This is a genomic window from Bacillus sp. FSL K6-0073, from assembly GCF_038006085.1.
GTDB lineage: Bacteria > Bacillota > Bacilli > Bacillales > Bacillaceae_G > Bacillus_A > Bacillus_A cereus.
This window is the reverse complement of the sequence record NZ_JBBOUN010000001.1, coordinates 802,885-819,259: the sequence shown is the minus strand read 5'-3', so window position 1 is coordinate 819,259 and position 16,375 is coordinate 802,885. Positions and strand designations below refer to the sequence as shown.

Genomic DNA, 16,375 nt, shown 5'->3' with positions numbered 1-16,375 from the left:
TCTCCCGTCCAAATTAAATCTATCTCTTTGCATTCTATATATGATAGACTTTCATTTCAACAGAAAAAAGAGGATGCCACAGCATCCTCTCCTTCTCTTCTCTATTCCACACAAGTAAACTGCGTCCAAGCTCCTACATAATCTAGTAAGAATAACTCCTCTTCCGCAATTGTACCGACAATATTTTTCCGTTCATCTATCGGCATTTCTTTCAGAATGATTTGCAGTTCACCTTTATACTTTCCGAATGAGTTATTACCAATTACAACTTGCCCTCTTTCCTGTAGCACACTTTCGCGCACTGGGAAGTCATAATCTTTGTACTTTTTACGTACTTCTGTAGAACGTACCATATACTCTGTTATGTCGCCGCGCCTTACGTGTAATTCTTGCAGCGTAGCTCTCTTCTCTACTTCAGTCGCTTCGTCTACAAAGTGCACTTTTAGCTGTAACATGTAGCGATTTAAGTTTCCTAGTTTTTCTAACTCTTCCTCACTCGCATAAGCATTTCCGATAATGACATCATCGATTAGCCCTGTTGCCCATAAATGCTTCGCTTGTACTTCAATTGGTAAATTACGATGCTCTTCTAACGTACATAATCCGTCGTTAATATCCCATGGACCGATGTTTGCAGCATGTGATGTAATAAAAGCTGCACTGCGAATACCATGCTTTTTAAAGCGTTCACTACAGCGAATGAAATAATCGTACGGAAGACCAGTGAATTTTTGCGGATAAAAATTATGACAACCAATTAAAGCTGATTTATTCGCTTGATGCGAAAGAATATTTTCTAAGTACGCAATATCGTTACTTACATTTAACTCAATTTTTAAATCGTACGGATTATTCGTCATTTTCGCTTCAGTTAACCCATCGAAGCCTACATCTAAACGAATACCGTCTGCGCCTAACTCTGCAAAAAATGATAAATCGCTATAACTAATACCAAGCTGATCAAACACAGCCGGAGCTACATCTAAAATAACTTCCATATTGTTATCTTTTGCGTGATTGATAATCTCTTTAAATTCAGCTACAATTTCTTCTTTCGGACGATTCACAGATAACAAACAAGTAAATATTCTTGAAAAACCGTGTCGTGCCGCTGCGGAAATATAAGCCATATCTTTTTCTTTCGTTGAATGTTCTGGATAAAGTGAAATTCCTAATTTACGCTCCATGCTTTTGCATCTCCTTCACACGTTGTATTAATGCCATGCTCGTAAATCTATATTTTGCAGATAAACATGTTGCACATAAAATTGTCGGTACAATAATTACGTACGGTGATTGCACTCTTAACATTACATATGCACCCATTGAACAACCGATAAACAAAACTGATACTAGTAGTAACACTAATAAAGATTTACTTTGTACCCATTTCGAATAATGAGCAATACACTGTCCGACCACGAATGTAATTAAGATGATAATTGCTCCGAGCATTCTGTTTTCTCCTCTCCTGCTAATTGTTGTTTCTCATACATTTTGAAGAATGGATAGTAAATAACGAACGAGATAACAAAGTTAACAAGTACAAGTACACCAGCCATAATTGTCCAGTCCGTACTAATCACCGCTGCAATTGGTGCTAACATCGTAAATGGCAGTTTCGCCATCATAAGTGGAATCATACCTGAAACAACTGCGAAATATGATACCGTCGTTGTCACTAACGGTGTAATAACGAATGGAATAATTAAGATTGGGTTCATTACAATTGGTGCACCGAAAATAATTGGTTCGTTAATATTGAATAAGCCTGGCACGAATGATAATCTACCTAACTCTTTTAAGAACTTAGATTTAGAGAACATAAACATAATAACTAAAGCTAACGTTGATCCTGATCCACCAATCCATACGAACCATTGAATGAACTGCTCTGTAAATAAGTTTGGTAACTGATGTGCATTTCCTGTAGCCGTGAATACTTCCATATTTTCAAGAATTGCTGAATCCCACATCGGACGAATAATTGGTCCTAAAATCGCTGGTCCATGTATACCGAATGACCAGAAAAACACGATTAAGAATACTGTTAATAAACCACCGAATAAATTATTTCCTACTAATACTGATTTTAATGGTGCGATTAAATATGTGATCGTTGTATTCACATCAAATTTCAAACCGTAGCGAATGCCCCAGAATAAAAGAATAACTGCTAATGTTGGAATTAATGCTGCAAACGAATTTGAAACTGCTGGTGGTACACTATCTGGTAATTTAATCGAGATATTATGCTTAATCATAAAATGATAAATTTCTACTGCAATTAATGCTGTAACAATTGCGCCAAATAAAGACGTTGCACTTAATGTTCCTACTGAAATATATCTACCTGCATCAATAACACCTGGTACAGCTTTCGTAATTTGAATTGGTTCAACTGATGCTAGTAAAAAGGCGAGTACAGATAATAACCCTGCACTTAACTGATTGAGCTGATAAAAGTTCGCGAGCGAAGCCCCTACACCAAACGCTGCGTATAATGCCATTAGTCCTACTGTAAATCGAAATGGAATATCTAAAATATGGCGAAACGGTGCAATCCATTCCATATATGCATCAATTGGTAAATTTAAAAAGATAACGAAAAATGATCCGACGATCGTTAACGGTAATGTAGAAATAACCCCATTTCGAATTGCTAATAAATGTCGTTGTCCTGCAATCTTTTGCGTTGTTGGCATAATCTTTTGTTCCATAAAACTCATAAACCCATTCATCAATAGCCCTCCTCTTTCTCTCTACTATAAAAGAATGAAATAAACTTTATAACATTATAATGTTTATATTTAAAAAGATATAATTATGCTAAAACTAATTGTTCTGCTTGTTTCAGTACTTTTAAACCGTCACACATGCCATAATCTCTTTGTTCTATTATTGCAACCGGTATATCGTATGACTTCGCAAGAAACTGTACCGCTGGAAACAAATACTTCACTTGTGGTCCGATTAAAACAACATCAGCATTTTTTATTTCCAGTTTCACAAGTTCTGAATCAACCGCCTTAATTTTATAATTCTTCCCCTGTTTCTTTGCCTCTTCTTGCATTTTTCTTACGACCATACTCGTTGACATACCTGCTGCACAACATAATAAAATGTACATCTTATACTGTCACTTTCTCTTCTACTCGTTTATGAAGAGCAATAAATTCTTCAGCCAGTTCTTTCACTGTAATTGCATTCATTAAATGATCTTGTGCGTGCACTAACAGTAAACTAATTTCTGCATGATTTCCTCTTGCCTCTTCTTGAATTAAATCCGTTTGAATACGGTGCGCTGATGAAATTTCCTCACTAGCAAGTTTCATCTTTTCACCGGCATTCCCGAAATCTCCTTGTCTTGCAAAAGCAATTGCTTCAAGCGCCGCGCTTCTCGCATTACCACCATGTAAAATTAACGCAAATGGAGTTTGCATATCAGCCATTTTAAATTCCCCCAAGCTATATGTTTTCTATATTTTTATCTTATTATGAAAACGCATACAATTAAACATAAAAAACTTCCGTTATGTAACGGAAGTTTTTATATACTTTTTCAAAATGATAATAAAATTTCTTGAAAATCTTCAATTACCTCAGTCTGAGTAAGTTTCTCTATCGTAGTTTGACTAGACATAATATCATATAAAAAATCATAAAGCCTTTGCAAATCTTCATTATTATTGCGCTTTACACTAAATAAAATAATTACTTGTACTTTTTTATCTCCCCAATCAACAGCCTTTTCAAGTGTGCAAAACATCAAAAAAGTTTCCTCACTTAATAACTGCATCGGATGCGGAATCGCAACTGAATTCCCAACCGCTGTCGGAGACGTATTTTCTCTCTCCATAACAGAAGCATAAAAGTTTTTTGGTACATAGCGTTTCTCAGCAGCTTTTTCACATAAAAACTGAATAACATCCTCTTTCGTAGAAGCATTATGATTTAAAAAGATTAAATCTTCCTTAATATAAGGCTGCACACTAGTATTCACATGCGTAAACAATCGCTGACCAATCGATTTAATCTCTTTATCATCAAATATTGAATTCACTTTTATAACTGGAACAGGCAAGCCACTCGGTATATGAATCGTACTAATAATACAATCTATTTTTTCTTTATAAAGATCTTCTACTTTCAATTGATAATAGCCTGTAATACCTACAATCTCTAATTTATCTCGGAACTGTGATAAAATTTTATATTTTAATAGTTGTGCACTTCCTTGACCAGTCGCACAAACTAATAAGCATCTTTTCTTTTGATTTTGCTCCTGCAAACGGCTCATCGCTCCGCCGAAGTGAATTGCAATATAACCAATTTCACTTTCAGGGATCGATTCACCCGTATATTCACCAATGATATCTCCAACGAGAACAGCAATTTCAAAAGCATACGGATAATTCTTTTTCACTTCTGCCAAAAGAGGATTTCTCGTATTTAGCTTATACTTCAAACGATTTAATAACGTTTTTAAATGAATACCAAATCCAAATAATAATTCTTCATCATAATAAAAAATAAGATTCCGTTCTTCCGCTACTTTAAAAAGAATATGTTGCATAAATGCATATATATCTTTCCCTAATAGCTCTTCTACATTTTCATAGCGATCTCTCGTTGTAACAGCAGTACTTAATAAATGCATCGTCACATATAATACTTCTTCTTCTGGAAATGAAAATTTCAACTCTTTCTCTAAATCTCCTAAAATCTGCTTCGCAATTGTATATTCTTTCTTTAGTATAAGTTCTGATTGCTCCGCATGCAGTCCTTTTATATAATGTTGACTTTGACAACGCTTTAATGCGATTGCAATATGAATGACTAAATTATCAATTTCTATATCAGATAAATATATTGTTCCGCCTTCAATATACTTTAATATAATTGAACGAATGAGTGATATATGAGGTAGCGATAAATATGTCTCCGTCTGCTCAAATTGCTCATGAAACGGAGTATGGTCATAACGCGGTAAACCATATTGTGATAAACAAGAACGAATATTAAATTCCTCTCCAACAATACGTATACCATAATACGGTCTCTTCTCAATTTGTAATTCATAGCAACCACATATATCTGTAACATCTTTCATAATTAAATTGACCGTTGATTTGCTCACATACATCTCTTCCGCTAATTCTGAAAGCTTCACATATCCCTCTATCATTAAAACACGCTGCAGAATGTACGCTATTCTTTCTTCATAAGAAGTTGGGATCTTTTCCATCTGTTTTTGAAATAGACTCACACAAAAGTCTTCAAATCTCTTCTTTTGTATAATTTCTAATTCGTACCCATTCCCTCTTTGCGATTCGATTTTCGCTCCGTTTTCTTCCAATATATCATTTAATAATTTTATATCTTTTTGAATCGTCTTCGTTGATACATGTAAACGACCCGCTAAAAAAGCTCGATTTAACATCGATTTCTCTTCTAAAAATTCCTCTAAAATAGAAATTAATCGCTGATGCACCTTTGTCATAGCTCTTCCTCTCGCTCTTTATATATAAAGGGGGAAAAGCTGCTGAAATCAGTAGTTTTTCCCCTTTATATTCTCTCTATTTCTTTAATGTGAATCCGAATTTATCCCATGCTTGTAAATAGTCTAGTAAGAAAATCTCTTCTTCTACAATTCGACCAACTACATTTGTTTTTCCTGTATTCACCATATCTTTTAATGCAATTTGTAATTCACCTTTATACTGGCCATATTGTTCATTATCAATTAATAAATCTCCACGCTTAATTTCGCGCGTATTATGAGGTTTAAATTCTTCTTTTTTATATTTCACACGACTTTGTGTAGAACGAATCATATATTCAGATACATCTCCGCGATAAAAATGTGGTTCGTCTAATACGATAATTCTTTCTAGTTTTGTCGTTGTATCATATAGTTCTATATCAAATGTTTGCTTCTCTTTATTTAATGCACCTAGTGCTTGTAATTCTTCTTCTGACGCATATGCGTTTGCAATAATAACATCATCAATTAATTCAGTCGCAAATAAATGCTTCGCCTGTGTTGTCATCGGTAATTCACGATGCTGCTCTAATGTACATAACCCTTCTGTTACTGGCCAAGGTCCGTATGTTGCATCAAATGATGAAATAAAAGCTGCCGTTCTCATACCGTAATCTTTAAATTGTTTCGAGCATTTAATGAAATGATCGTATGATAACCCTGAATAACGATGCGGATAAAAATTATGACAACCAATTAAATTTTCACGATTTGGTCTATGACTCATAATGTTATCTACATACTTCGTACCATTGCTCATATTAATCTCAATTTTCAAACCATACGGATTATAAGTCATAATTGATTCTTCTAATCCTGAGAAACCGACATCTAAACGAATACCGTACGCACCTAATTCATGGAAGAATGATAAATCATTATACGAAATACCTAATTGTTCAAAAACAGATGGGCTAATATCAACTAATACTTGGAACCCTAATGCATTCGCATGAGAGATCGTTTCTTTAAATTCTTCTATAATTTTCTCTTTTTCTCCATCCACAGATAATAAACATGTGAACACACGTGTAAATCCATATTTACTTGCTAATGTTAAATACTCCTTATCTTTCTCTACTGTTGAATGTTCTGGATAAATAGAAATACCTAATCGTCTCATATGTACACGCCTCTTTCTTCATCATATTGTAAACCCTTTCAAATATATGTAGTGAAAAAGTATATATCCCCTTCTTGTTCACTACTCTTTTAAATCCGCTTTCTTTAAAGAAAAAACAATTTCTATCATTCTTAACACCTACAAGTCTATACATCTATACTTTACATCTTTTTTTCATAGTTGTGTAGCTTTTACACAAATTTGTCAGTTTTTCATCTTAAAAATTGTTATCCGTTTTCAAGACACCTTCCTTGACTGTTGCATTGGCCAATACATATACTCGAAAGAAAAGAGAAAACTTTATATAGGGGATGAATATATGGGAGAAGCAATACTCGTAAAACGAGAACCGTTATGGACAAAAGAGTTTGTTGCTTTAATTTTTGCAAACTTATGTATGTTTTTAGGGTTTCAAATGTTAATTCCAACCTTACCTGTTTATGTGAAAGAAATTGGTGGCACAAGTTCCAATATCGGATTTGTTGTCGGCATGTTTACCGTTGCGGCACTTTTTGTTAGACCGCTAACTGGGAACGCCTTGCAAAAATTCAATAAAAAAATCATTTTAATGATCGGTACTGCTATCTGTTTACTCGCTATGGGCAGTTACCTTTTCGCCTCAACTATCTTTCTCTTGCTTGCTGTTCGTATTTTACACGGAGCTGGTTTCGGTATTACAACGACTACATATGGAACTGTCGTTTCTGATTTAATTCCCTCAGCTCGCCGCGGAGAAGGCATGGGATATTTTGGCCTTTCTGGAACAATTGCAATGGCCCTCGGACCACTTATCGGACTATGGCTTATGCAAACATATAACTTCACAATTCTTTTTTTATGTGCATTATCGTGCACAATTGTTTCATTAATATTAACGAAACTACTTCAAATCCAAAAATCGAAACAGCCTCCACAACAATCATCTAGTACTTTTCTCGATGGATTTATTGAGCGTAAAGCTTTACTTCCTTCATTATTAATATTATGTATTACATTAATGTACGGAGGAATCGGAAGTTTTATCACACTATTTGCTACAGAAGTCGGCATAGCTGATATTAGTCTCTTCTTTTTATGTAACGCACTAGCAATCGCTGTGACTCGTCCATTCTCCGGAAAGCTATATGATGCGAAAGGCCATACATTCGTCATCATTCCGGGAGTTATTATAACGTTTACAGGCATTATTTTATTGTCGTATACGACGACAATCCCGAGCTTAATCATTGCTGCAGCATGTTACGGAAGTGGTTTTGGAGCGATCCAACCTGCACTACAAGCATGGATGATTGACCGCGTAGCACCGCATCGACGCGGTGTAGCAACGGCTACATTCTTCTCCGCATTTGACCTTGGAATCGGCGCTGGAGCGATTATTTTTGGATTTATTGCTCACTTTACAAACTATGCAACTGTATATCGTTACTCCTCTCTATTACTTATTGCTTTTCTCTTCATTTACATTACAAGCATAAGAAAACAAAAGCATGGCGGTAAAAACAAGGAAAAAGCTGCTGGATAATTCAGTGGCTTTTTTATCGTGTTAAAAGAATTGTTTCCCCTCATGTTACTGTTATAAAACTACATGCATTTTCCTACATATTTTTTTAACTTTCATCAAAAAATATACGATGAACTCGCAGACGCTTTCCTTGATATTCAAATGAAAAACACTATTCTAAAGAGTGTGATTTTTTACAAAATTAAGATTTACACATGATGAAAACCAATAAAATACAGCTGTTTCTTTAAGGTATTGTAAACTTTTCTACCCTTTGTAAATTTAGTGTAAATTTTACTAGCAAATCGTTTACAGTGACTCAAGGTTCAGTTAATAATTACATCGTACATGAAATTTAAGGAGTGGAATGCGTGGAATATAATGTTCAAGATATGATCTTCCAGTTCATTGGTGGATTAGGTATTTTCTTATTCGGGATTAAATACATGGGCGATGGACTGCAACAAGCAGCTGGAGATCGTCTTCGTGATATTCTAGATCGTTTTACAACAAACCCACTCATGGGTGTACTAGCAGGTATGTTAGTTACGGTATTAATCCAATCCAGTTCAGGAACAACCGCTTTAACAGTCGGACTTGTAAGTGCAGGATTTATGACATTAAGACAAGCAATCGGTGTTATTATGGGTGCAAACATCGGTACGACAGTTACTGCATTTATTATCGGAATTAAAATCGGAGAATACGCTCTCCCAATTATGGCGGTTGGAGCTATCTTATTATTCTTCTTTAAAAATAAAAAAGTACATTCTTTAGGTCAAGTTATATTCGGCTTTGGTATGTTATTCTTCGGTTTGGAATTAATGAGCACAGGTATGAAACCTCTTCGCTCTTTAGAATCATTCCAAGAATTAACGGTTAGTATGAGTGATAACCCAATTTTAGGAGTTGTTGTCGGTACAGTCTTTACTTTAATTGTACAAAGTTCAAGTGCAACTATCGGTATTTTACAAGAACTATTCGGTCAAGGTGCAATCGATTTACAAGCTGCCCTTCCTGTATTATTTGGTGATAACATCGGTACAACAATTACAGCTGTATTAGCAGCAATCGGTACTTCTGTTGCCGCAAGACGTGCAGCATTAGTTCACGTTATCTTTAATATCGTCGGTACAATTATATTTACGATTTTATTAGTACCATTTACAAGCTTAATTCAATATTTCCAAACATCATTAAACTTAAATCCAGAAATGACAATTGCATTTGCACACGGAACATTTAACATAACAAATGCAGTTATTCAATTCCCATTCATCGCTGTATTAGCATGGATTGTAACAAAACTTATTCGCGGCGAAGATTCTGCTATTGATTTCAAACCGCAGCATTTAAACCCAATTTTTATTGAGCAATCTCCAGCTATCGCTTTAACAGAAGCTCAAAAAGAAATTATCCGTATGGCTGAGTTTTCATTACATGGATTAAAAGAAGCAAACCAATTTTTAAATACACAAGACAAAAAACACGCTGACATGGCTACTCAATTAGAAGGAGCTATTAACAATTTAGATAAAAAAATTACCGAGTATTTAGTTTTACTATCAGAAAAGCCGCTTTCGCCTACAGATTCTGAAAAACATTCCGTTTTAGCAGGTGTTGTTGGAGATATTGAACGTGTCGGTGATCATGTAGAAAACCTTGTAGAACTTGTAGATTTCCAAATTTCAAACCGTGTTTCACTATCAGACGAAGCATTAGCTGAATTAAATGAAATGCTGGAATTAACAATTTCAACACTACAAGACTCAGTTGAAGCTTTAACAAACTTCGATACTGAACTAGCTCAAACTGTTATTGCTAAAGAACGCAAAATCGACCAAATGGAACGTGTTCTTCGTAAACGTCACGTATTACGTCTAAACGAACGCAGCTGTTCAGGTGATGCAAGTATCATCTTCGTCGATATGGTAAGTAACTTAGAGCGCATTGGCGATCACGCTGTAAATATCGCTGACGGTGTTTTAGGCGAACAAGGAAAAATCAATTTAAAACAATCATTATAATAAGAAAGAGACGCTACATTAAGCGTCTCTTTTTTTCATTTCATTTTATTTTAACAATTGTTCTTCCTTTTAATTTCCCTTGCAATATAAGTGTAAACTTCTCCTCTAATTCTTCTAATGTACATTCTCCTGTATAAGATCTTAACTCTTTATTACTCCATTCATTTGCTAAGAGCGTCCACACATCACTTCTCACATCTGCTGGACATTGTACAGAATCTATCCCTAAAAGGCTTATGCCTCGTAAAATAAACGGATATACCGTTGTTTGTAATTCCTGGCCTGCCACATTACCGCATGTCGTTACACAACCACCATACTTTACTGTTTTTAAAGCTGTTTCTAACATACGTCCACCTACAGTATCAATAACTCCGGCGTATATCCCTTTTAACATCGGTCTTCCTGATTCATCATTCAATTCCGCGCGATGAATCACTTTTTTCGCTCCTAGACGTAGTAGCATATCTTCCTCTTCCATTTTTCCTGTCGCTCCTACTACGTTAAACCCCAACTTACTTAATATACTAACAGCTACACTCCCTACGCCGCCTGTAGCACCCGTTACTAAAACATCTCCCATATTAGGCTTGATTCCTGCTCCAATAAGCTTATATACCGACAAAGCCGCAGTAAAACCTGCTGTCCCATACATCATACTTTCCTTTAATGACATTCCTTCTGGTAAAGGCACGACCCAAGATGATGGCACGCGAATATATTCTCCGAAACCACCAGAGGTATTCATACCTAAGTCATATCCCGTTACAATAACTTGATCTCCTGCCTTAAAAGAGTTATCTTCACTACTCACAACTTCTCCTGCAGCATCAATTCCCGGCGTATGAGGATATGTTCTCGTAACACCTTTATTACCAGTAGCTGAAAGAGCATCTTTATAATTTAATGAAGAATAATGAACTTGTATAAATACGTCTCCCTCAGGTAAACTACTTACTTCTCTCTCAACAACTTTTCTTACAAACTGATGATTTTCCTTTTCGTTCACAACGATTGCTCGGAATGATGTATGATTCATTATGCTCTCTCCTTTATCCGTCAAATTCTTCTTTATTATATAGAAGAAATAAGTAAGCTTACTCATTTCTTCTTGGCTATATTTCAACAAATCTTACTTCCCTATCACTTTCTCATAATATATATTTTCATTTCTACTAAAAGCCCTTATACTTATTCTACATCTGACAAATAATATATAGAAAATCTGACTTTTTATAAATATATTGAATTTTTACGAAATGTAAATGTTTTGTAATGTTTTTTTTCGCTAAATTTCATTATAATAAGTGGATATGAGTGTCGTATTTCAATCCAAATGAAGGAGTACAGGAAATGGAGCAAAACCCATCTTTGCAAGAAAATACACGCAATAAACCGAAAAAAAATAAGAAAAAAATAAAAATTATTATAAGCGCTATACTATTCGTTTTATTAATAGGCGGCGGTTATACTTGGTTTTTAGTAAATAAAGCATCTTCTGCTGTTCGCAATGCCGCACACGATTTAGCACGCGGTGATAAATCTGATTTACGAGATAAAGCTGTAAAACCTATTACAAATAACGTCTCTGTTTTAATAATGGGTGTTGATGAAAGCGATGTCCGAGGAAAAGAATATGGTGAAGCTATAAGAACAGACGCGCTTTTGCTTGCAACATTTAATAAAGATAGCAAAACTGTTAAACTATTAAGTATCCCACGTGACACATATACTTATATTCCAATAGAAAAGAAAAAAGATAAAATTACACACGCTCATGCATTCGGTTCTGCTAAAAACGGAAAAAATGGTGGACCACAAGCAAGCATTGATGCAGTTGAAAAATTAATGAATGTTCCTGTCGATTATTTTGTAAAATTCAACTTTAAATCATTTATAAAAATCGTCGATGACTTGGGCGGTGTTGAAGTTGATGTACCAGTTGAATTTACTGAGCAAGATAGCAATGATAATGCTGAGGCTATTCACCTAGAAAAAGGTGTTCAAAAGCTAAATGGCGAAGAAGCTCTTGCTCTTGCTAGAACAAGACACATCGATAGTGATGCCATGCGTGGACAACGTCAACAACTCGTTATCGAGGCTATTTTAAAGAAACTAACAAGTGTTGGTTCTGTAACAAAAGTTGGTAACATCATTGATGATATTAACGGACAATTCGTTACAAACTTAACATTTGATGATATGCTTTCATTCTATAAATATGGATCGGATTCGGAAATTGAGAAATTACAAATCCAAGGTGATGATTGCTATATGGCAAAAGGTGACGATACTTGTAGCAAATCTGCTGGTGGTGGTCGAACTTACTACTACAATCCAGATAAAAAAGAATTAGCTAATGTTACAAATGAACTTCGTACTCATCTTGGGCTACCTGCATATACAAAGTCTGGCTCAGACTCTGATTCGAAAAAGACAAAAGAATCTAAGTCTGAAAATTCAAGTGAGCGCGAATCAAGTAACAATGAAGTGAAAAATAAGAACAAAAATAGCAGTGAAGATACAGAAACATCGTCTAACGACAATGAATAGTAAAGAAGCAGTACTCTATGGAGGTAGAGTACTGCTTCTTTTTATTTCGTCAGAATCAAAAATCAGAACTTTCTAACTATCTTTTTCAATATTTTTAAATTATAATAAATAGTAGCAATCTATTCCAATTATCAGGGGGCTCATACATATGAAAGCTGCAGTAAAACATAACATCTCAGATTTTAAAGACTACTTAAAATCCAACGATATATACATGGAAGAAAATATAGATGAAAATGATGGCTCTGTTCATTTTTCAGTAGGATTAGAGACAGAAGCTGGCGCAAAAATTCAACTTATCGCTGCTTTCCAAAACGAACATCCTACGGTGGATATATACTGCTTCAATGTTGCTCACGTGCCTGATGCAACATCAACAAATGATATTTTACATCTCATTAATGAATTAAATACATCTTATCGCTTTGCAAAATTCACATTAAATAAGCAAAATGCAATTGATATTTCAACATCTCTTGCATTCTCAGAACCAAACTTTAATCCAGCACTTGTCTTTGAACATACGAGAATGCTATATAAATTAGCAAATGACGAATATAAAAACTTAATGAAAGTTATTTGGGCATAAATTAAAACTATAATCCATGAGGTTTACAGGTAATAAATAAAAGGATGGGCTGTAAGCAGCACCATCCTTTTATTTTGATAGCATATCGATCCACATTTTAACAGCAGTGCCGACAATTAAAATCGATAACATATACTGTAGTACTTTTTGATTTATCTTCTTCCCGACTCGTGCTCCAAGTGGCGCAGCAAATATACTTGCAACCGCAATAATTAGAGCTGGAATCACAACTACTTGTCCAGTAATCACTTTTCCAGTCGTAATCCCTACTGAGGAAATAAACGTAATAGCGATAGATGTTGCTATCGTCATGCGCAATGGTAATTTTAAAATAACTAGCATAATAGGAACTAAAAGAAATGCACCGCCAGCCCCAATAATACCGGAAACACCTCCTACAATAAATGCTAACAAACTTGCTAACCATTTATTATAATGAACTGCTCCGCTATTATTTTTCTTCGGTACAAACATCATAATAGCAGCAATTGTGGCTAAAGCTGCATAAACAACATTGACCGTATGTTCCGCTAATACGTTAGCACCAAAACTCCCTATGAAACTTCCTATTAATATACTAGCTCCCATATATACAACTAGCGTTTTATCCATATCATTACTTTTCCGATAGGCCCATGCCCCTGCAAAAGTTGCAAAGAATACTTGCACCGCTGTAATACCGCTCACTTCATGTGATGTATAGCCAGAAAATCCTAGCAATACCGGAATGTATAAGATCATCGGATAATTAATAATCGCACCGCCAATTCCAACCATTCCTGATATAAACGATCCTATAAATCCAATTATAAAAAGTAATACGACTAAGCTCATCTTACATCCCCTCCCTTCTAGAAAGAAGATGAATTAAATGAATAAGTTTACATTTCCATCCGAAGCATCTGCTAAATAAGCTCCTACTCCTGCAAACTCTACCCCTTCCATAATCTCTTCCTCTTTTAACCCTAATAAATCTACTGTCATTTGACAAGCGACAAGTTTAATCCCCTGTTCTTTCGCCAAATCGATTAAATCTGGTAAAGGCATCGCATTATGTTTTTTCATAATACCTTTAATCATCTTTGGTCCCATACCTGCAAAATTCATTTTTGATAATCCCATCTTATCCGCACCGCGTGGCATCATTTTTCCAAACACTTTTTCTATAAAAGTTTTCTTTACCTTCACATGCTCATCTTTCCTTAAAGCATTTAATCCCCAAAAAGTATGAAAAATAGTTACCTCTTGATCATACGCCGCTGCACCATTTGCAATAATATAAGCAGCCATTGCTTTATCATAATCTCCGCTAAATAAAACGATTGTTGTTTTCTTCTGTTGTTCCATGTTGTTCTCCCTCCGATTACCTATAGGGGTATTTCATCATTTATAAAAAGGTTCAAATCATGTATCTCTGTACTATACGACTTTACCTTCCCATGCTAACATACCACCTACCATATTAATTGCTTGAAAACCGTAGCTCTCTAAAAACTGAACTGCTCGTGCACTTCTTCCGCCAGAACGACAAACGATAATATACTCTTTCTTTTTATCCAACTCATGCATACGAAACTCTAATAGTCCTAGTGGAATATTACACGCTTCTGGAATTTTCCCTTCGGCTACTTCTTCTACTTCACGTACGTCCACGATATTTACTGCTTCTTTACGTAACAATTTTTCTTCCAATTCTTTTACTGTCATTTCTTTCATTTTAAATTCCCTCCTCACAAACCATTCGTACCGCCTGAAACATTGATAACGTGCTGAAATCCTAATTTCTTTAATACCTTTGCTGCTTGCTTACTTCTCATCCCGCTCTGACAAATAACAATTACTTCCTTATTTTTATCTAACTGATTTGCCTTACTCGCTAACTCATTTAGTGGGATATTTTGAAACCCTTTCATATGATTCCCTCTATACTCACCTACTGTACGTACATCGATAAATTGTTTATTCTTTTGCCCCATCATACGTTTTAAATCTTTTCCTGAAATATTTTTTACTCCTCTAACTGGTAAGAAGCGAGAAATAATAAACCACGATACAAGTACAATTAAGATTACATTCAATATTGTCTTTACATCCATAAAACTATTTAAACTCCTTCTATGCCTTTTTCCCGTCCAAATATATACTATAGCTTTGAATATGGAACCCTTTCTTTCTTAAAAAACGAACACTTAAATTCCGATCCACTTTATTATGAACAATAAGATGCAAAGGCTTATTTGGTATTTCATGATAATACCGTTTTAAATACGCATACGGTATACACATAATTCTAGAAGTGTTATCACTGTGACTCTCTGTATAATTGCGTACATCTACAACAACACTTTCCATTTTCCTTACTTGTTCTAACGAAATATATGCAACATTTAAAACCGGAATGTAACGTTTTACTAAACTTCCTAGCATCGATACTATTAGAGATATAACTATATAAGACATATATGATTATCCTCTTTACTTTCAATAATAAGCAGAGGATGTAATCTTCCACTTATTATTGAACCGCTATGCTTTCTTGATCCAGAACTTTAATTCACCAGATTCTTCCGTGTGTTTTAACACTTCATGACCGCCTTTTTGTGACCATGCTGGAATATCTTTAATCGCACCTTTATCTGTTACGTGTACTTCTAACACTTCCCCCGATTGTAATGCTTCCATTGCTTTCTTTGTTTTTACAATTGGCATTGGACATGCTAATCCTTTTACATCTAATACTTCTTTCACTTTCATCTTGTTTGCCTCCTATTTTTATAATTAAGCTTTCTTAATCCAGAACTTTAATTCGCCTTCTTCTTCTGTATGCTTTAACACCTCATGACCGCCTTTTTGTGACCATGCTGGAATATCTTTAATCGCACCTTTATCTGTTAAGTGTACTTCTAACACTTCCCCCGATTGTAATGCTTCCATTGCCTTCTTCGTTCTTACAATTGGCATTGGACATGCTAATCCTTTTACATCTAATACTTTTTTCACTTTCATCTTATATACCTCCTATTTTTATTACATTTAA

Annotated in this window: 19 protein-coding genes; 4 read left to right on the top strand and 15 right to left on the bottom strand. The window is 34.9% G+C overall.

Going from position 1 to position 16,375, the window contains the following annotated elements:
* Positions 1–101: 101 nt before the first annotated feature.
* The 7 genes from MHB52_RS04230 to MHB52_RS04200 form a co-directional block, all read right to left on the bottom strand.
* Positions 102–1,187 carry a DUF871 domain-containing protein gene (locus MHB52_RS04230; protein WP_044796330.1) on the bottom strand — a complete coding sequence of 362 codons (1,086 nt, stop codon included), beginning with the start codon at positions 1,185–1,187 and terminating at the stop codon, positions 102–104.
* Positions 1,177–1,455 (bottom strand): hypothetical protein, encoded by a 279-nt coding sequence (locus MHB52_RS04225; RefSeq protein ID WP_061664790.1) that lies wholly within the window; start codon positions 1,453–1,455, stop codon positions 1,177–1,179. Before MHB52_RS04225 ends, MHB52_RS04230 begins: the two co-directional genes overlap by 11 nt.
* Entirely contained in the window at positions 1,431–2,741 is a 1,311-nt protein-coding gene (locus MHB52_RS04220) for a PTS sugar transporter subunit IIC (protein ID WP_001013053.1), read from the bottom strand. The genes MHB52_RS04225 and MHB52_RS04220 overlap by 25 nt, the downstream gene beginning before the upstream one ends.
* A gap of 83 nt (positions 2,742–2,824) precedes the next feature.
* Positions 2,825–3,130 carry a PTS sugar transporter subunit IIB gene (locus MHB52_RS04215; protein ID WP_061664791.1) on the bottom strand — a complete coding sequence of 102 codons (306 nt, stop codon included), beginning with the start codon at positions 3,128–3,130 and terminating at the stop codon, positions 2,825–2,827.
* A gap of 1 nt (position 3,131) precedes the next feature.
* On the bottom strand, positions 3,132–3,452 hold the full coding sequence (locus MHB52_RS04210; protein ID WP_044796328.1) for a PTS lactose/cellobiose transporter subunit IIA: 321 nt from the start codon (positions 3,450–3,452) through the stop codon (positions 3,132–3,134).
* Between the two features lie 110 nt (positions 3,453–3,562).
* The gene (locus tag MHB52_RS04205) at positions 3,563–5,503 is read right to left on the bottom strand and encodes a BglG family transcription antiterminator (protein ID WP_061664792.1); all 1,941 of its coding nucleotides are present in this window, start codon (positions 5,501–5,503) and stop codon (positions 3,563–3,565) included.
* Between the two features lie 76 nt (positions 5,504–5,579).
* Positions 5,580–6,668 (bottom strand): DUF871 domain-containing protein, encoded by a 1,089-nt coding sequence (locus tag MHB52_RS04200; protein ID WP_016117200.1) that lies wholly within the window; start codon positions 6,666–6,668, stop codon positions 5,580–5,582.
* A 319-nt stretch (positions 6,669–6,987) separates the two neighbouring features.
* Between MHB52_RS04200 and MHB52_RS04195 the strand changes: the two genes are divergently transcribed.
* Both MHB52_RS04195 and MHB52_RS04190 read left to right on the top strand, forming a co-directional pair.
* Positions 6,988–8,190, top strand: a complete 1,203-nt coding sequence (locus tag MHB52_RS04195) for an MFS transporter (protein WP_000503238.1) — start codon at positions 6,988–6,990, stop codon at positions 8,188–8,190.
* A gap of 350 nt (positions 8,191–8,540) precedes the next feature.
* Positions 8,541–10,196: a Na/Pi cotransporter family protein gene (locus MHB52_RS04190; RefSeq protein WP_061664793.1), complete on the top strand. Its 1,656-nt coding sequence runs from the start codon at positions 8,541–8,543 to the stop codon at positions 10,194–10,196.
* Between the two features lie 40 nt (positions 10,197–10,236).
* Here MHB52_RS04190 and MHB52_RS04185 read toward each other — a convergent pair whose 3' ends face one another.
* Positions 10,237–11,322 (bottom strand): YhdH/YhfP family quinone oxidoreductase, encoded by a 1,086-nt coding sequence (locus MHB52_RS04185; protein ID WP_137025993.1) that lies wholly within the window; start codon positions 11,320–11,322, stop codon positions 10,237–10,239.
* 227 nt (positions 11,323–11,549) lie between these two features.
* On the opposite strand from MHB52_RS04185, the gene MHB52_RS04180 reads away from it, so the two are divergent.
* Both MHB52_RS04180 and MHB52_RS04175 read left to right on the top strand, forming a co-directional pair.
* Complete coding sequence (locus tag MHB52_RS04180) at positions 11,550–12,749, top strand: LCP family protein (RefSeq protein WP_000437393.1); 1,200 nt, start codon at positions 11,550–11,552, stop codon at positions 12,747–12,749.
* Between the two features lie 148 nt (positions 12,750–12,897).
* Positions 12,898–13,338, top strand: coding sequence for a YbjN domain-containing protein (locus tag MHB52_RS04175; RefSeq protein WP_000642360.1), 441 nt, complete (start codon positions 12,898–12,900; stop codon positions 13,336–13,338).
* Positions 13,339–13,407: 69 nt separating this feature from the next.
* On the opposite strand, the gene MHB52_RS04170 is transcribed toward MHB52_RS04175, so the two are convergent.
* The 7 genes from MHB52_RS04170 to MHB52_RS04140 form a co-directional block, all read right to left on the bottom strand.
* On the bottom strand, positions 13,408–14,172 hold the full coding sequence (locus MHB52_RS04170; RefSeq protein ID WP_016117198.1) for a sulfite exporter TauE/SafE family protein: 765 nt from the start codon (positions 14,170–14,172) through the stop codon (positions 13,408–13,410).
* Positions 14,173–14,205: 33 nt separating this feature from the next.
* Positions 14,206–14,685: a DsrE/DsrF/DrsH-like family protein gene (locus MHB52_RS04165; protein ID WP_000437728.1), complete on the bottom strand. Its 480-nt coding sequence runs from the start codon at positions 14,683–14,685 to the stop codon at positions 14,206–14,208.
* A 72-nt stretch (positions 14,686–14,757) separates the two neighbouring features.
* The gene (locus MHB52_RS04160; protein ID WP_000661816.1) at positions 14,758–15,054 is read right to left on the bottom strand and encodes a rhodanese-like domain-containing protein; all 297 of its coding nucleotides are present in this window, start codon (positions 15,052–15,054) and stop codon (positions 14,758–14,760) included.
* Between the two features lie 14 nt (positions 15,055–15,068).
* Entirely contained in the window at positions 15,069–15,434 is a 366-nt protein-coding gene (locus MHB52_RS04155; protein WP_061664794.1) for a rhodanese-like domain-containing protein, read from the bottom strand.
* A 19-nt stretch (positions 15,435–15,453) separates the two neighbouring features.
* A complete protein-coding gene (locus tag MHB52_RS04150; RefSeq protein WP_000120509.1) occupies positions 15,454–15,798 on the bottom strand; it encodes a hypothetical protein in 345 nt (114 codons plus the stop codon).
* Positions 15,799–15,864: 66 nt separating this feature from the next.
* A complete protein-coding gene (locus MHB52_RS04145; RefSeq protein WP_061664795.1) occupies positions 15,865–16,092 on the bottom strand; it encodes a sulfurtransferase TusA family protein in 228 nt (75 codons plus the stop codon).
* Between the two features lie 24 nt (positions 16,093–16,116).
* A complete protein-coding gene (locus MHB52_RS04140; RefSeq protein ID WP_061664796.1) occupies positions 16,117–16,344 on the bottom strand; it encodes a sulfurtransferase TusA family protein in 228 nt (75 codons plus the stop codon).
* Positions 16,345–16,375 lie beyond the last annotated feature (31 nt).

Excerpts from the sequence above, each read along its gene's own strand:
- MHB52_RS04230 (WP_044796330.1), bottom strand. The coding sequence starts at position 1,187 with ATGGAGCGTAAATTAGGAATTTCACTTTATCCAGAACATTCAACGAAA.
- MHB52_RS04225 (WP_061664790.1), bottom strand. The coding sequence starts at position 1,455 with ATGCTCGGAGCAATTATCATCTTAATTACATTCGTGGTCGGACAGTGT.
- MHB52_RS04220 (WP_001013053.1), bottom strand. The coding sequence starts at position 2,741 with ATGAATGGGTTTATGAGTTTTATGGAACAAAAGATTATGCCAACAACG.
- MHB52_RS04215 (WP_061664791.1), bottom strand. The coding sequence starts at position 3,130 with ATGTACATTTTATTATGTTGTGCAGCAGGTATGTCAACGAGTATGGTC.
- MHB52_RS04210 (WP_044796328.1), bottom strand. The coding sequence starts at position 3,452 with ATGGCTGATATGCAAACTCCATTTGCGTTAATTTTACATGGTGGTAAT.
- MHB52_RS04205 (WP_061664792.1), bottom strand. The coding sequence starts at position 5,503 with ATGACAAAGGTGCATCAGCGATTAATTTCTATTTTAGAGGAATTTTTA.
- MHB52_RS04200 (WP_016117200.1), bottom strand. The coding sequence starts at position 6,668 with ATGAGACGATTAGGTATTTCTATTTATCCAGAACATTCAACAGTAGAG.
- MHB52_RS04195 (WP_000503238.1), top strand. The coding sequence starts at position 6,988 with ATGGGAGAAGCAATACTCGTAAAACGAGAACCGTTATGGACAAAAGAG.
- MHB52_RS04180 (WP_000437393.1), top strand. The coding sequence starts at position 11,550 with ATGGAGCAAAACCCATCTTTGCAAGAAAATACACGCAATAAACCGAAA.
- MHB52_RS04175 (WP_000642360.1), top strand. The coding sequence starts at position 12,898 with ATGAAAGCTGCAGTAAAACATAACATCTCAGATTTTAAAGACTACTTA.
- MHB52_RS04170 (WP_016117198.1), bottom strand. The coding sequence starts at position 14,172 with ATGAGCTTAGTCGTATTACTTTTTATAATTGGATTTATAGGATCGTTT.
- MHB52_RS04165 (WP_000437728.1), bottom strand. The coding sequence starts at position 14,685 with ATGGAACAACAGAAGAAAACAACAATCGTTTTATTTAGCGGAGATTAT.
- MHB52_RS04160 (WP_000661816.1), bottom strand. The coding sequence starts at position 15,054 with ATGAAAGAAATGACAGTAAAAGAATTGGAAGAAAAATTGTTACGTAAA.
- MHB52_RS04155 (WP_061664794.1), bottom strand. The coding sequence starts at position 15,434 with ATGGATGTAAAGACAATATTGAATGTAATCTTAATTGTACTTGTATCG.
- MHB52_RS04150 (WP_000120509.1), bottom strand. The coding sequence starts at position 15,798 with ATGTCTTATATAGTTATATCTCTAATAGTATCGATGCTAGGAAGTTTA.
- MHB52_RS04145 (WP_061664795.1), bottom strand. The coding sequence starts at position 16,092 with ATGAAAGTGAAAGAAGTATTAGATGTAAAAGGATTAGCATGTCCAATG.
- MHB52_RS04140 (WP_061664796.1), bottom strand. The coding sequence starts at position 16,344 with ATGAAAGTGAAAAAAGTATTAGATGTAAAAGGATTAGCATGTCCAATG.